Annotated in this window: 16 protein-coding genes; 1 reads left to right on the top strand and 15 read right to left on the bottom strand. The window is 59.9% G+C overall.

All coding sequences use genetic code 11. The features are described from left to right. Positions 1 to 8 precede the first annotated feature (8 nt). The 15 genes from ACWUKX_RS07180 to ACWUKX_RS07110 form a co-directional block, all read right to left on the bottom strand. Positions 9 to 1,319, bottom strand: coding sequence for an HlyD family type I secretion periplasmic adaptor subunit (locus ACWUKX_RS07180; protein WP_456005253.1), 1,311 nt, complete (start codon positions 1,317 to 1,319; stop codon positions 9 to 11). Continuing rightward, positions 1,319 to 3,061 carry a type I secretion system permease/ATPase gene (locus ACWUKX_RS07175; RefSeq protein ID WP_456005419.1) on the bottom strand — a complete coding sequence of 581 codons (1,743 nt, stop codon included), beginning with the start codon at positions 3,059 to 3,061 and terminating at the stop codon, positions 1,319 to 1,321. Before ACWUKX_RS07175 ends, ACWUKX_RS07180 begins: the two co-directional genes overlap by 1 nt. Positions 3,062 to 3,166: 105 nt before the next feature. Continuing rightward, complete coding sequence (eglC, locus tag ACWUKX_RS07170; RefSeq protein WP_287339990.1) at positions 3,167 to 4,558, bottom strand: endo-1,3-1,4-beta-glycanase EglC; 1,392 nt, start codon at positions 4,556 to 4,558, stop codon at positions 3,167 to 3,169. Positions 4,559 to 4,711: 153 nt separating this feature from the next. After that, positions 4,712 to 5,539, bottom strand: a complete 828-nt coding sequence (locus tag ACWUKX_RS07165; protein WP_456005251.1) for a D-glutamate cyclase family protein — start codon at positions 5,537 to 5,539, stop codon at positions 4,712 to 4,714. A gap of 172 nt (positions 5,540 to 5,711) precedes the next feature. Further along, entirely contained in the window at positions 5,712 to 6,527 is an 816-nt protein-coding gene (gene sctT / locus ACWUKX_RS07160; RefSeq protein WP_456005248.1) for a type III secretion system export apparatus subunit SctT, read from the bottom strand. 9 nt (positions 6,528 to 6,536) lie between these two features. Continuing rightward, positions 6,537 to 6,806: an EscS/YscS/HrcS family type III secretion system export apparatus protein gene (locus ACWUKX_RS07155; RefSeq protein ID WP_065006905.1), complete on the bottom strand. Its 270-nt coding sequence runs from the start codon at positions 6,804 to 6,806 to the stop codon at positions 6,537 to 6,539. 18 nt (positions 6,807 to 6,824) lie between these two features. Continuing rightward, positions 6,825 to 7,478, bottom strand: coding sequence for a type III secretion system export apparatus subunit SctR (gene sctR, locus ACWUKX_RS07150; RefSeq protein ID WP_065006906.1), 654 nt, complete (start codon positions 7,476 to 7,478; stop codon positions 6,825 to 6,827). Then, complete coding sequence (gene sctQ, locus ACWUKX_RS07145; protein ID WP_456005246.1) at positions 7,471 to 8,661, bottom strand: type III secretion system cytoplasmic ring protein SctQ; 1,191 nt, start codon at positions 8,659 to 8,661, stop codon at positions 7,471 to 7,473. Before sctQ ends, sctR begins: the two co-directional genes overlap by 8 nt. Beyond that, positions 8,603 to 9,076 (bottom strand): hypothetical protein, encoded by a 474-nt coding sequence (locus ACWUKX_RS07140; RefSeq protein WP_456005243.1) that lies wholly within the window; start codon positions 9,074 to 9,076, stop codon positions 8,603 to 8,605. The genes sctQ and ACWUKX_RS07140 overlap by 59 nt, the downstream gene beginning before the upstream one ends. A 1-nt stretch (position 9,077) precedes the next feature. Then, entirely contained in the window at positions 9,078 to 10,436 is a 1,359-nt protein-coding gene (locus tag ACWUKX_RS07135; protein ID WP_456005241.1) for a FliI/YscN family ATPase, read from the bottom strand. Continuing rightward, complete coding sequence (gene sctL / locus ACWUKX_RS07130) at positions 10,433 to 11,053, bottom strand: type III secretion system stator protein SctL (protein ID WP_292311627.1); 621 nt, start codon at positions 11,051 to 11,053, stop codon at positions 10,433 to 10,435. The genes ACWUKX_RS07135 and sctL overlap by 4 nt, the downstream gene beginning before the upstream one ends. Positions 11,054 to 11,058: 5 nt before the next feature. Beyond that, on the bottom strand, positions 11,059 to 11,682 hold the full coding sequence (locus ACWUKX_RS07125; RefSeq protein ID WP_287098274.1) for a SctK family type III secretion system sorting platform protein: 624 nt from the start codon (positions 11,680 to 11,682) through the stop codon (positions 11,059 to 11,061). After that, the gene (gene sctJ, locus ACWUKX_RS07120; RefSeq protein ID WP_287098275.1) at positions 11,679 to 12,512 is read right to left on the bottom strand and encodes a type III secretion system inner membrane ring lipoprotein SctJ; all 834 of its coding nucleotides are present in this window, start codon (positions 12,510 to 12,512) and stop codon (positions 11,679 to 11,681) included. Before sctJ ends, ACWUKX_RS07125 begins: the two co-directional genes overlap by 4 nt. 15 nt (positions 12,513 to 12,527) lie before the next feature. After that, positions 12,528 to 13,160 carry a hypothetical protein gene (locus tag ACWUKX_RS07115; RefSeq protein WP_127313661.1) on the bottom strand — a complete coding sequence of 211 codons (633 nt, stop codon included), beginning with the start codon at positions 13,158 to 13,160 and terminating at the stop codon, positions 12,528 to 12,530. 20 nt (positions 13,161 to 13,180) lie between these two features. Further along, positions 13,181 to 13,828 carry a type III secretion protein gene (locus tag ACWUKX_RS07110; protein ID WP_245485966.1) on the bottom strand — a complete coding sequence of 216 codons (648 nt, stop codon included), beginning with the start codon at positions 13,826 to 13,828 and terminating at the stop codon, positions 13,181 to 13,183. Between the two features lie 238 nt (positions 13,829 to 14,066). On the opposite strand from ACWUKX_RS07110, the gene ACWUKX_RS07105 reads away from it, so the two are divergent. Next, positions 14,067 to 14,777, top strand: coding sequence for a L,D-transpeptidase (locus tag ACWUKX_RS07105; RefSeq protein ID WP_456005238.1), 711 nt, complete (start codon positions 14,067 to 14,069; stop codon positions 14,775 to 14,777). The last annotated feature ends 10 nt before the right edge of the window (positions 14,778 to 14,787 follow it).

Below are 14,787 nucleotides of genomic sequence, written 5' to 3'. Positions count from 1 at the left end.
AGACGCAGCTACTCCTCCCTGAAAGCTCGCTGGATTTGGTCGGCTAGAGGTTTCACGAGATAAGACAGCATGGTGCGATTGCCGGTCGAAAAGAACACTTCGACAGGCATTCCAGGCGCCAAGGTCAGGCCCTTGAGCCTGGTAAGCTCTGTGCGCGGCAAAACTACGTGCACCGTATAAAAGCTGGCGCCTGTTTTCTCATCGACATTGAGGTCGGCGGAAATCTTGCTGACGGCACCGTTCAGCTCCGGCGTTGTTTGCTGATTGAATGCCGACAGCCGCAGGGTCGCGCTTTGCCCTGGCGTCAATTGATCGATGTCTTGCGGAGCTACGCGCGCCTCCACGGTCAGGTCGTCTGTCACCGGGACAATCAGCATGATGAGCTCTCCCGGAGAAATAACGCCACCGACCGTGTGCACGCCGAGCTGATGAACGACACCGTTCTGCGGACTGCGTATATCGATCCGCTTGAGCTGATCTTCGGCCGAAACCTTGCGCTCGACGAATTCAGAGATCTTTGCCTGGACGTCTCGCAGCTCGCTCGCCACCTCGCTGCGCAAATCCTGGTCGATCTGAATGATCTGCAACCGGGTTTCCGCGATACGACCCTTCGCCTGCGCAATCGATGCAGTCAGTTGCCCGTGCTCACCTTTAAGCCGCACTGCATCGCGTTCAAGCGCAGTAATGCGATCGATTGAAACCAGCTTGCGTTGCCAAAGTATGCGCATGCCTTCGAGCTCAAACCCGATCAACTTGATTTCCTGGCTCTTGGCATCTCTTTGCTCGGTCAAGCCGGAAACTTCTTCGGCAAGCTGCGCAATACGCTCTTCCAACTGAGCCTTCTGACCGGCGCGTGCCTGTCGGCGAAATTCGAACAGAGACTGCTCGCCGGCCATCGCCCGACCAACTTCGGGGGCATCCTGCCGTGACACAAGCGAAGCTGGAAAGATGATGCTTCCTTTGCCGTCGCGCTCGACCTCAAGGCGAGCCAGGCGCGCCTCGAATTCGTCCAAGCTCTTCGTGACGATCGCCAGATTGGCCCGAGTGATCGTCTCATCCAGGCGGATCAAAACCTTGCCCGATTGCACGGCATCGCCTTCCCGAACAAAGATTTGGCCGACCACGCCACCGGTTGGATGCTGTACCTTCTTGACACTGGAATCGACGACCAATTTTCCCGAAGCGATAACGGCTCCGGAAAGCTCGGTGACGGCGGCCAAACTCCCCGCCCCGCCAACCAGCAGGATGCAGGTTGCGACACCGCCAAGCAGATAGCGTCGAATGGTGCGATCCGCCGCGAATATCGTGCGTTGCGCCATCAGGATGCCGTCTCTTCGAGTCCGGAAACGACCTTTAAGGGAACGCCTGCTGGGCGAGTTATCTTGTTCAAGATCTCATTCTTCGGGCCAAAGGCCTGGATACGGCCGTTCGCCATCACAAGAACCTGATCCAGGCTCGCCAGCGCGCTCGGCCGGTGGGCGACCACGATGGCAATACCGCCTCGCGCGCGAACACCTTGAATTGCTTCCGTCAACGCGGCCTCGCCTTCCGCATCGAGGTTGGAGTTAGGCTCGTCGAGAATAACAAGAAACGGGTCACCGTAGAGAGCCCGGGCAAGCGCAACCCGCTGTTTCTGGCCCGCCGAAAGCGCCGATCCGGCCTCGCCGATCCGCGTCTCGTAGCCTTCCGGCAGGTGGATGACGAGATCATGAACGCCGGCCGCGCGCGCAGCCGCCAGTATCTTGTCCGAGGGCGCTTGCGGTTCGAAGCGTGAGATATTCTCGGCAATGGTGCCATCGAACAGTTGCACATCCTGCGGCAGATAGCCGACATGCTTGCCCAGCTCTTCCGGCGACCACTGGTCGAGCGTTGCGCCATCCAGCCTGACGGTTCCGCGAACTGGGAGCCATATGCCGGCAATCGCGCGCACGAGCGATGACTTGCCGGAAGCGCTCGGCCCGACAATGCCGAGGCCGACGCCCTTTTCCAATGCAAAAGTGGCGTCTTGCACGACCATACGACGCTCCCCCGGCGGCGTGACACTGATACTTTCGACCGACAGAGCAGATTTCGGCGCAGGCAGCGAGACACTTGTCGCAGTTTCGGGAAGCAGGACCAAAAGCTGGGTCAAGCGGGCCCAGGCCTGGCGGGCGCTCACGAAACCCCTCCAGTGCGCGATAGCCAGTTCGATTGGTGCGAGTGCCCGGCTCATCATGATCGAACTGGCGATCATGATGCCGCCGGTCGCTTGCTGATGGATGACGAGATATGCGCCGATCGCCAGGATACCCGATTGCAGCATCATGCGCAGGATCTTCGAGATCGTTCCGAGTGTCCCAGCAAGGTCGCTCGCTGTTGCATTGGTATCGAGATAGTCAGCATTGATCCCTGACCAGCGCTCGGCGATGCGTGATCCAAAGCCCATGGCCTGCAGAACCTCGACATTGCGACGTGTCGCTTCGGCAAGTGTATTGCGCGCCGCCGCTTGACTGTTTGCCTTTCTGGCGGGCTCTCTCGTGCGAATTTCGGCGAGCAATGTCAGGCTGAAGAGAATGACCACGCCGGCCAGCGCCGTCATGCCGATCCAGAAATGGAACAGGAAGCAGATTGCGAGGTAAAGCGGCATCCAGGGCAGGTCGAAAAGCGCGGTCGGACCGGCGCTCGACATAAACGAACGCACCTGATCAAGATCGCGCAACGATTGAAGGCCGTCGCCTGCGAGCTTGGTGCGCAACGGCAAACGCATGAGGGCGGCATAGACCTGTCCGCTCAAGCGCGCGTCCAACGCCATCCCGATGCGCACCAGCAAACGCGACCGGATGAGCTCAAGAGCGCCCTGAAAAACAAAAAGCGTGCCGGCAAACACGGCGAGCCCGACGAGCGTCGGCACGCTGCGGCCAGGTATGACGCGATCATAGACCTGCAGCATGAAGAACGAGCCGGTCAGCGCTAGAACATTGACGACGCCGCTCATCAACGCAATTCCGGCCAAGGCTCGCCGGAAGGAAGCCAGAACCGCTGCGAGGGTCGTTCGCGGCTCGGATGGATGGGGATGCGACATCGCCTTCACATCAGTCACGGTTCAGTCTCAGGCGGCAATGACCGCGCCCGAAATCAGGCCTGATGACGAACGTGTCCGTGCCGAGCCCACCGTCAGGTGTTACGCCTAGATAACCCAATCGTTCAACGCATAGGCATGGATGTAGTCGATCTGCATTTCTGCAGGCGTGGCAAGCCCGTCGGCAGGCGTTCCCGCCATGCCGCCAACCGCCAGATCGACCAGCATATACATTGGCTCGTGCATGTCGGCAGGCGTTGCGGCACGGGCAACTTCGACGTCGTCGAAATACCAGACGAGTTCGTCTTCTGTCCACAGCACCCCGTATGTGTGGAACCCTGCGGTATCCGCGACATAGGCGGTAGAGGACACTTTTGTATGAGTCCCCGTCGCGTTCGAGTGGCCTGTCAAAATGAGCTTGTTCGGATCCTGCCCGACCATCTCGACGACGTCCAGTTCCGGCGGCCAGGAACCGTCCGCCGGGAGAAGCCAGAAGGCAGGCCATACCCCTTGTTTTTCGGGCATGTCGGCCCGAATTTCGAAATAGCCGTAGGTCTGCGCGAACGATTCGTAGGTCGTCAGCAAACCTGACGTGTATTGGTAATTGTTTATGTAGGGCCGGATCGCCTCAGGAGCCCGGGCGGCGGTAATCGTGAGAACACCGTCCTCAACGCTGAACGGATTGACGGAACTTGTCGGGGCGTAGTTGGTATCGATATACCATTGAAGCTCTTTGTTGCTCGTGAGCGAGCTGCCGTTTGCGGCCCCCCACCAGAAATTCGAGTCCCAGGTGCCGCTCGAACCATTCCACAGGTCCAGCGTGTCGAACTCGTCCGAAAAGGTGAGTTCCAGAGCCGACCTGTCCACGGCCAGCTTGAACTGGCTTGCGGTGAACTCGCCGATGGTCTTGTTGGCGAAGACGAGAAACTCGCTGTCGGACAGATTGAGTCGGACGTTCGCTCCCGACTGCACCATGTTGGCGCGCACCTCCTCGAAGGAGGTGAAGCCGTAGCTCCCGACGCGAACGGTATCCGTCGCACCAAAGTCCAGGATCAGATCACTGCCGTTGCCGGGGTTTACAACGAAAATATCCGCCCCCGATCCGCCCTTCAAAACGTCATCGCCCCGTAAGCCGTCGAGCGTCTGTTGGCCGGAGCCGCCGGTAATGATGTTGTTCAGCTCGTTTCCGAAAGCATATCGTTTGTCGCCCGTGACCGTCAGGTTCTCGAAATTGGCTGGGAGCTTATAGTTCATCCAGGTCGAGATGGTGTCGACACCCTCGCCGGGCCGCTCGACCGCTTTGTTTTTAGAGTCATACAGATAATAGATGTCATCGCCCTTGCCGCCATACATTGTGACGGTGACGCTGCCGTCCCCATACATCGAGTCGTTGGACGTGCTGCCATAAAGTGTTGGGCCGGAATTCGTCGCCGAATACCACTTTACGGAGGATCCGCTGTAGGGAATTGGAACGCCCTTGGCGTTCAGTACCGTGGCCATCCCGGTCTTTTCTCCTTTGTCTCGCCTCGATGGCAGCCCTAACATTTATCGAGGGCAAAAGGAGCCAGTATTTTTTGACTTTCGACTCAGGAGAGTTACCAAAGGGTTAACACGTCGTGGGACTATTTGCCGGCCCGAAACCCAGATGAACTGCTAATAGACCTTGAAAGCGCCCGCATCGGCTCGCGCATCCACATCGGTGATCAGCATGTGCCCCGGCGATACCGTGATCGAGGTCGCGAGTTCGGCACGAGTAAGTGCAACTTGTGCGGTTATGCTGCTGGCCCAGAATACAGGGACCTCCCCGTCCATGATTTTGACCGCTTCGCCCCAGTCTGGAGCCATCAAGTCGGCTATTCCGATGACCGTGGGCTCTCCGACATGGATGGGAGAGCCGTGGGCATGCGGGAAGCGTGCGGTGACGGCGCGAACCCTGTCGACATCGCAATGGCTTATCGGACGCATCGAGACGACCATTTCGCCACCAAACGGTCCGACGCGACAAGTCTTAATCCTGGTTCGGAACTTTGGTGAGGCTTTGCCGCAGCCGATGCGGCGGAGTTTCACGCCCTTTTCGGCAAGTGCGGCTTCGACGGTCAGCGAACTGCCGAGCGCAAAAGCGGCAAAATCATCTCGCCAAAAGTCGATGATGTCCGTTCTCTGACGGGTCAGTTCCCCGAAGTGATAGATGTTGTACTGGGGGGCATCGGTGCGGATGTCAATGTCGCCCAGCGCCGGGATCAATGGACTGCCGGCGCGATTCACGCCGACCAATGGACAGGATTTGGGGTTGCGAATGCAAAACTGGTGGAAATCGCTGGCAAAGCTGCGGGGGACAATCACAACATTGGCCTGGAGCTTGCCGCGCGCCAGCCCCCCTGTATGCCCCTCATAGGCGCCCATTCTGACAAGCCTGCGCAGCCTATCCGCATCGACCAGTCGCAGGTCCTCGAAGATTGGTGAAGTGGTCAGGCGAGCCATTGCTTCCGAGGGGGTATGCGCGTTTCAGAGACAAGTCGGGAGGGCGTAAGATCGTTGGCGGCTCGGCTGCTTGTCAAATTGTCAGAATCTTTCCTCAACGATAAATTGTATTTATTGGCCGGCCAACGATTGCGTCATCTTACGACCAACGCTTGCGCAAACCTTCCCGTTCTCATTGACAGCTGCGGCAGCCGATCGCTTCTATCTGTCGGGCTGCCTCATGCAGGAAGCCAAGGTCCCGGTCCATGTAGAAGAGCAGGAAAGCAGAATAGAGTACAAAGACGAGGCTAAACACCAGCGTCTTCACGATCAGCGAAAGCGCAAAAACATTGAGGTGCGGTGAGGCGCGCGCCAAGAAGGCCAGCACAATGTCGGACAAGAGCATGCTGATGATGAGCGGGAACACGAGGGTCAATGCCATCATCAGAATGCGGTTCAGCAGATCGAGGAAGATTCCGGCTGCATCCTTGCTGAACACGGGCAGAAGCTGGTCGATCGGCCACAGGCCATAGCTGTCGTAGAGGCTGGTCAAAGAAAGTTCGAGGCCGCCGGCAGCCAGGTAGATCGTGACCATGATAACGGCGAGCAAGGTGCCGGTGGCGCTCGTCTCATGGGTCATCATCGGATCGATCAGCGTCCCCATCGTGGAGCCGCGCTGTAGGTCCAGGACATCGCCGGCAGCCTCGGCCGCCCAGAACGGTATGCCCATCGCCAGCCCGAGCGTTACCCCGACCACGACCTCCTTGAGCATGTACACGACGATCATCGTCGTCGCGATGTCAGTGTTCGTCAGTTTGTTCACGATCATCGGAAAGACCGGAACCGCCAGCGCCAGAGCAACGCCGTTGCGCAAAAGGCCCGAAAGCGGCACGCGAGAAAAGAGCGGCATCAGGAGCATGAACCCGGTCATGCGTGCGAGCGCGAAAGCTCCGGCCAAAAGATAGAACTGAAGCTCGTTGACCGACGCGAAGAATGGTTCGACCGGCATCTGGGTGCCTCAACGCGTGACGACGGGGAATTCGTCCAGCGCCGTTGAGGCCTGCTCCGCGATCTGCTGGCCAAGCAGCGGGCCGAAGACGATGATGACCAGCAGGATCACGACGAGCTTAATCGTCTGCGGCAGGGACTGGTCCTGAATTTGCGTCAGCGCCTGGGCAAGCCCGACAAGGATGCCGACGGCCATCGCCGCGATGATCGCCGGGCTCGACGCGAACAGCACTGTCAGAAGCGCGCTTTGGACCTTCGCCAGGATGAAGTCATTGCTCATGCAAACCTCCTAGCGGCGTCAGACGTAACTCAGGATGAGGCCGTGCATCAGCCGCGACCAGCCATCTATGGCGACGAAAAGGAACAGTTTCAGCGGGATCGAAATGAGGACCGGCGAGACCATGATCATGCCGAGCGTCATCAGGATGTTTGCAACAACGATGTCGATGATAAGGAAGGGAAGATAAAGCAGAAAGCCGATTTCAAACGCGCGCGTAAGCTCGGACGCGACAAAGGCAGGGACTAGTATCGAAAGATCGTCGTCTTTCAGATTTTGACGTGCCTGTTCCGGCCACAGGCGGTTCGTTCCGTCAAGAAAGAACTGCCGCTCTTCCGGCTGCGTGAATTTGATGAGGTGCTGCTGTAATGGTTCCCTGACCAGTTGCGCCGCCCTGGCGAGGTCGTCTGTAGTCTGGAACTGAACCTGCCCTTCCTGAAGCCGGCCCGTCATCTCGCTCAGCAATGGCGTCGTGACATAGACCGTGAGCACGAGCGCTATGCCGTAGAGGACCAAATTGGGCGGCATCTGCTGGACGCCGAGCGCATTGCGGATGAGGAACAGCACGACCGAGATTTTCAGGAATCCGGTCATGGTGACGACTGCCAGCGGCAGCAAACCGACGAAGCCGACGGCAATCAGAATCCCAAGCAGGTTGGGCGAATTGTCAAGCATTGTCGAACATGCGGGCGACCCGCACGCCCAGGCTCTCCCCAATCCGCACGATCTCGCCACGGCCTACGCGTTTGCCGTTGGCGATGATGTCGACCGTCTCCTTCGTCACATTGGCGAGCGGAACGATGGCGCCGGGCGCAAGCTGCCTTACCTCGCCGAGAGGCATTGCCGTGCGGCCGAGCTCGAAGGCAAGCGCAACCGGCAACTCGTCCAGAGTTGACTCTTCCAATGTCTGGTCGGCGTGCGGCGGTGTGTTCTGATTCATGGTCCATTCCCATTTCGATCCAGCGATTGCAGTCGGGGCGGCAAGCAGTTGCGGCCCACCGGCAGTCAGGATGGCCGGGGCATAAAGCCGCTCGGCAATGACGAATGCCGCCTCTTCCTCTTCCTCTTCGTCATCGAAAAGCACCACATCGTCAGGCTGCAGACTTTGAAGCTCGCCAAGGCTGATTGTAAGCGCGTTGCGCCAAAGGCAGACCGGCAACGGGAATTCGGCAGGAACCGGGGGCCTCGCTTTCCCGATCTCGTCGAGAAAGCCCCCGGCCCGCACAGCCAGGCCGACGCTATCGGTGTGCAAGACGCAATCTATGGTTTCGTCCTTGCTGGTCAGGACGAACGCGAACGCGCTTTTATCCAAAACGGTGTCTCTTGGTTCGATCGAGGTGATAGCGATCCTCTCGCCCAGCCTGCTCTCGATCCATTCGAGATCTTCTTCGAATACGGACTCCAGCAGCAGTGCGGCGTGAGCGGGTGCCAGTCGTTTCACGTCGACTAGCTCGTCAGCCTTGGCAAGACCGCGTTCGACAACAGAAAGCGGCAGGCGCAATTTGCCCACCGTGTCTGCGACGGTGAACGCAATCGTGCACAGCGCCTGGTCCCCAGGGTTCGGTGCCGGCCAGACGGCCGCGATAGCCATGGTTATCCCCGCGATCGTAATCTGTGCGGGAGCACGGCGGCGGTAGAAGGCGTTCAATGCCTCAACCTCCACAGCCGCAACAGATTCCAAAGTCAGCGGCTCGCCAACGCTCGAGCGTGTGCGTCTCACCGGTTCTACGCGCGCTTTCTTTTTTGCCGACGCCAAGGCCTGGGGCATCACACTTCCATATTCACGATCACGGATTGGACTATCGCTGTGTAGGTAAGCGCAGCGAACTGCCCTCGTCTTCCTCGGAAAGCTCGGCAAGTGCGAGGCGGTGACGCGCAGTGCGTTTGGTCAGATGCTCCAGCAGCCCGTCCAGTTTCGTCACGGCCTTCATGCTTGCGCGATGATCATTGCGGGCTGCCGATAACTCCGCTTTGCGTCGTTGCTCGGTGACGCCGGCCATCTTCTCGTTTTCCCGGAGCTGCTCGGTTTGCCTGGCGGCGATCTCGAACTGTCCCTGAAGCCTATAAAGGCTGGTGGCCTTCACCGGTTGTCCGACAAGCGAACCGAACGCTGCATCCTCGGCGTCGGCTGTGCGCTGCAGGTGTTCGCTGACCGTGGCGGCCGCTTTCTGAACCTCACCGGCGGCCCGCTGCGCAGCGGCGTATCTCCTTATGACCGCTTCGTTTGCGCGCCTTTCACCGCGGCGCCTGAGGTCGTGCAATCGTGCGATCATGTCACGATCTTTCATTGACGATCCCCCGCATGCGTTCGCGTGTCCTCTCGATGGTCTCGTGTGTAGCGGACGGCTGTCGCAGGAAGGTGTTGATGGTGTCGATCTTCGCCACCGCCTCGTCCGCCACCGCATCACTGCCCTTCTCGTATTCACCGACGCGAAGCAGCAATTCGACGTCGGCGTAGCGGGCGAGCAGCTCCCGCAAGCGGCCGGCATCCGACCGGTGCTCAGACGGCACCACCGTGTCCATGAGGCGGCTGCGGCTGCGCAGCACGTCGATGGCCGGGAAATGATTGCGCTGCGCCAGTTCGTTGGACAGAAAGACGTGACCGTCGAGAAGCGCCTGGATTTCTTCGGCAACCGGATCCAGCGTGCCATCGCCCTCCAGAAGAACGCTGTAGAGGCTTGTAATGGAGCCGACGCGGCCAGGCCCTGAGCGCTCGAGTAATCGGGGCAGAACTGCAAAAAGCGAAGACGGAAAACCGCGACGCGTCGGTGGCTCGCCTGAAGCGAGGCCAATCTCGCGCTGCGCACGGGCAAACCGCGTTATGTTGTCCATTGCCAGCAACACATGCTTGCCCTGGTCGCGAAAATATTCGGCAATGCTGGTTGCCACATAGGCGGCCTTCACGCGCTCGATCGCCGGCCGGTCGGACGTCGCGACGACGATGATTGCCCGCGCCAGCCCTTCCGGCCCGAGCTGATGCTCGATGAATTCGCGCACCTCACGTCCGCGTTCGCCGACAAGAGCAACCACGGAAACATCTGCGTCCGTGCCGCTGACGATATCCGAAAGCAGGATCGACTTGCCGACACCAGGCTCGCCGAAGATGCCGACGCGCTGCCCCCGCGCGCAGGTGAGAAGCCCATCGAGGGCGCGGATCCCGAGCTGGATAGGCTCGGAAATCAAACTGCGCTCCAGCGGAGATGGCGGATAGGCATTGACCGGATAGCTGCCGGTAATGCCACCCGGCGAAAGCGGCTTGCCATCCAATGGCTCGCCGAACGCGTTGATCACCCGACCAAGCAGGCCGAGCCCGACGGAAACCGTTTGGGTCTTTCCGGTCGCAATAACCTCCGTGAGGCTTGAAAGGCCGGTGAGATCGCCAAGCGGAACAAGGATTGCCATGTCGTCCATGAGCCCGACGACTTCCGCCTTGGTCGCCGTGCCGGTCCTGGGATCGAGGAGTTCGCATATCTCGCCGATCCGAACCTCCTCCACCGTCGCATGAATGACCGTGCCGGTCGCTCGCCGTACACGCCCTTTCCTGGGTCGGCTGGCATCGTCACGCAGACCGGAACGCAGGTTCGGAACGATCGATGCGAGGCGGCTCTCGATCTCGATGGCGGGACTTGTCATGTCGGCGCCTCGGCCTTTGATGAAATCGCAGCGGCAAAGGCACTGAGCTGTGCGTCGATGCTGGCGTCAATGACGGCAATATCGGTCAAGAGGATGCAGGCGCCCCTGGCGAGCGTATCATCCGCATCGATCTCGACCGTCATGCCCAAGTCACTCTCGCGCAGGACCGCGTTCAGTTCGTCGCGAACTTTGTTAACGGAAGCGGGATGAAGTCGGACCTTCAGATATTTGGCGCGGCGAATTTCAGCGACCGCCTGCCTGGCCGCCTTGGCGACAACCATGCTGACGTCGAATTCTCCCAGCACTCGCGTGACGACATCGAGGGCTAGATTGATGATTTCGGCTTCAACCCCACCAAGATAGCGATCTACCTTGACCGCGGTCTCGCTCACCAAACGCGCGGCATCCGCGTCGCCTTGCGCCTTGCCGTCTTCGTAGCCCTGCGCATATTCGGCCGCATAGGCTCGCCGAGCGGCGTCACGCAACTGCTGCGCATCACGCCTGGCTTCGTCGAGAAAGGCGTGCCCATCTTGCCAGGCGCGTGCCTCAGCAGCGCGCAGGATGCGACCGTTAGGACGCCTCGGCACGCCAGTGGTCGCTTTGCCCGGTTCGACCATCTCGTCTAACTCATCGCCCGTCGAACGATCGCCGGGCCAGCTTCGGAAAATGGTTTGGCAGTGGTCTTGTCAATATGCTCATGCGGCAACAGCTTGAGGCGGACCCGCTTGCTCGTATCGCCGGGCATCGCCTGACACCAGGCGCCAAGGCAACTCAAGCCGTCGGCATAGACACGACGATGGATATCTTCCAGGGGCTCCAACGGCTGCACCGGACCGGCCAGATCGCGGTTGGCGACGGCGATAGCGCAGAGATCCGCGCCGAGTGCCGCCTGCAACGCGGCCGCCTCGCGTCCATCAATGACGGCGGCCAGACTGCCGGCCCAGTAGATCGCGCCCGCGCGAAGCGCAAGTTCCTCCAACTCCACACCCGTCGACAAAGCGATCGCCCGGTCCACCTCGTCGGCGGGCTCGTCGGAAACTGCGCGAGTGAGTCCATAATGGTCGAGCAGAAGCTTCGACAATCGCTCATGCAGGCGCTGCGACTGTAGCATACGCTCGCAGGCAGCCTCGCCGATCATGCCGTCAAAGCACTGCGCCAGCCGGGCCGCATCCACATAGCCTGCAGGATTGGACATGAATGTCCACCATTCCGGGCTGGCAGTTTGCTTCGAGCCAGTCTGGATCATGTCTTCTTCACAGGCATTGCCGAAGCGTCGAGCGCATAGACACCGGGCCGTCGATACCACTGGACGTAAGCTAGCCGGGCAGCCAGGGCGAATATGGCCGCCGTCATGCCGTAAAACAGCCACATCGCGGTGACGACGCTGTCCGGATGCAGCCAGAGGCCGAGGAATGTCGTGAAACCTGCCTCGCCGGTTGCGTGCTCGGGGACTGCAGCGGTCACCGGAATGAGCGTGACGGATACATTGTCATAGGTCAGCCCGGCGATGCCTTTGGCCACCAGCATCTTGACCTGCGGGATCAGCTCATTCATCGGAACGGATGCGCGATGCCGGATGAAGACGGAGGCGGACGATGGCACCAGTCGCTGTCTCAGCGGATCGTTTTCGGGCAATACGAGATGAACGCGTGCGGAAAGCACGCCGTCGATGTCCGAAATCGTCTGCGACAGTTCCTGGCTTAGGCCATAGATCATCGTCGCCCGCTCTTCGACCGGCGAGGATACAAGCCCGTCTCGCTTGAACACGTCGCCGAGCGTCTGGAATTCCTGTTTGGGCAATCCGCTTTCGTCGAGAATCGCCATGGCTTCGGCGAAACGGTCCTTCTGTACGGAAACCGTCATTTTGCCGTCCTTGCCGGCCTCGCGTTGGGCCGGAATCCCGTGACGCATCAGCGTGGCCACGATCTCGTTGGCCTGCCGCTGGTTGAGGTTGGAATACAGCTCAACCGAGCACGCCTGGAGCACAAGCATGCCCACCACAACGAGCGCGACGCGGCACCGGACGCCGCATCGATTCAATAGTGTTGACCGCCGCGGCAAGGATAGCGTGTGCACGAACACTCCGTAGGCTTACTGTTGCTTGATCAGCGTGCTGGTGGACGACGTGACGGCCGTCACGCTGCTCGTGACCACCTCGAGATTGGCGGCTGCCCACATCACCGAAATGGATCGTTCGAGGAGTTGCTCGGCATTCTTTGCGGTGGCGTTTTCGCCTTCCTTGGCTGATGGGGCGGTCTTGCCGGCGCCATCCTGCATGGCGGCCGTTTCAGCATTCGCTGGGGCATTTGCCTGGCCAAGGGCCTTCTGGACCTGCTGCATGGTTCCTTCCAGCGACTGAACCGCAGAGCCGAACAATGCCGACGGATCCTCAAACGCCCCGCCCCCTGCCTTTTCCACCTCGGCCAGATAGTCGAACAGCTTGTGTTCGGCGACCGGTTCGGTCCTTTCCAGTTTGGAGGATTGTCCGGCCATTGCAGGACTGGCTCCTGAAGATGCCTGCGCCACCTGCTGGCCTGCCCGTGTAGCGACATCACCGCGTTCAGGCATCGTAACCTTTGCGGCATCGTGCTTTTCCTGATTGGCACCCACCATTCGGTTACCCGGCTGCGCTGCCGTGCCGGCGGTGATCTGCTGCTGCGAAGCTATGCTGGTGGTCAAGTTTGCCAGTGTAGCTTCCAGGGCTCCAATCGGCGCGATTTGCATGAACCTGCCCTCCTGCTTCCTTAGTTCGGTTTGCCGGAGGGAACATTCTGCGCCTCCGCCTGCCTTCCGCGGAAAACGCGGACCGGAACAACTTTGCCATCATCCTGCTTCGTGCTCGGCGCCGCAGGAACTCCCAGCGTTTTCCTGACAAGTTCAACGTAGGACGGCGGCCCCGATACCGAGACAACATCGTCTTGCTTGGACACCTTAATAGGAAACTTCGGGTCGATGACCCCCAGCCGCGAAAGCCGATCTTCCGCACTGGCAGCCATATTGGCATCAAGCGGGATCATTTCCGTCCGGACTTCAGCTTCGGTCGCGACGTTCATGACGATACCGTCGAAATGCCAGACCAACCCATATCGATTGCAGATCTCTTGCAGAAACTCGCGGGCCGTTCCAACCGGCATGCCGGCGCTTAAACGCCCCTTGACGAGTTTGCTGATACGCATGGGCGTCCGCATGTTGCGGCCTAGCTCGACCAGCGCGTCGGCCACCGACTGATCGACGGTGATATAGCTGTACGGGCCGGCAGGCCAGCGCGGTTCGGCGGCGTTGGCCTGCGACGAGGCAAGGCCGAACGCCAGGATCGTCGAAAGACCGCAAGCAAAGAAAGCAGCCCTGGCTCCCGAGCACCGATCCGCATGGCAGGTATCGCGTCCCGTCAAAATCGGTCCTATCGCAAAGGGACGCACGAGCGATGGCCCGCGTCGCTTGTTTCATGGTTGATCCGCCGATTCACTCTATCGTGCGCATCGCAGAATTGGAAGTCCAATTGGATTGCGCACGAGCATTTGGTGCCAAATGTTGCGAACCGTCAGCAAAGCGATATGGTGCGCGCTGGAATCAGGTGATCGCCGGCTGAACGCCTGGAGGCAGAAGGGATCGTTCTTGGTGGCGGCAATCATGATCCGGCTTGCGAACTTGCCTGTTCCCGTCAGCGTTGCGGGACGCAAAGTCCTGGTCAGCCCGCGCTTTATCCGGAGATTGTGCGCATCAGTTCTGATAGCTGCCACATCGATTGCCGCCATGGCGCCAGCCCAGGCCCAATCGAATAGCGGTTATGACCCACGAAGCTGGACTTACGATCCGGCAAGAAATGTGCTGGTCTCCCCTGCCGCTCCCGACCAGACTTCGGATGGAGAAATCCGGCCCGAGTGGTCGGCAATCCCTAGGGAGATCGTGCATTTCAGCGAGGCTCAACCGAAGGGATCGATCGTGATCAACACCACGGAGCGGCGGCTTTACTACATCCTGGGGAACGGCAGGGCACTGCGATACACGGTGGGCGTTGGAAAAGAGGGATTGGAGTGGTCCGGCCGCGCCACGATTTCGAGCAAAAAGAACTGGCCAGATTGGCGGCCGCCGGCCGAAATGCGATCCAGAGAAGCATCAAAAGGCCGCTTCCTGCCCGCGCATGTCGAGGGAGGACCGAACAATCCGTTGGGCGCGCGCGCATTGTATATCGGCAACACCCTTTATCGCGTCCACGGCACCAACCAGCCATGGACCGTCGGACAGGCCAACTCCTCCGGGTGCATTCGCATGACCAACGAGGATGTCATCGATCTTTATGACCGCGTGAAGATCGGTGCCCAGATCATTGTACGGCATTGATGGTTCGTCG

This window comes from Mesorhizobium sp. f-mel, from assembly GCF_053850215.1.
Note: the sequence above shows the minus strand (reverse complement) of the source record. Positions and strands in the feature narration are given on the sequence as shown.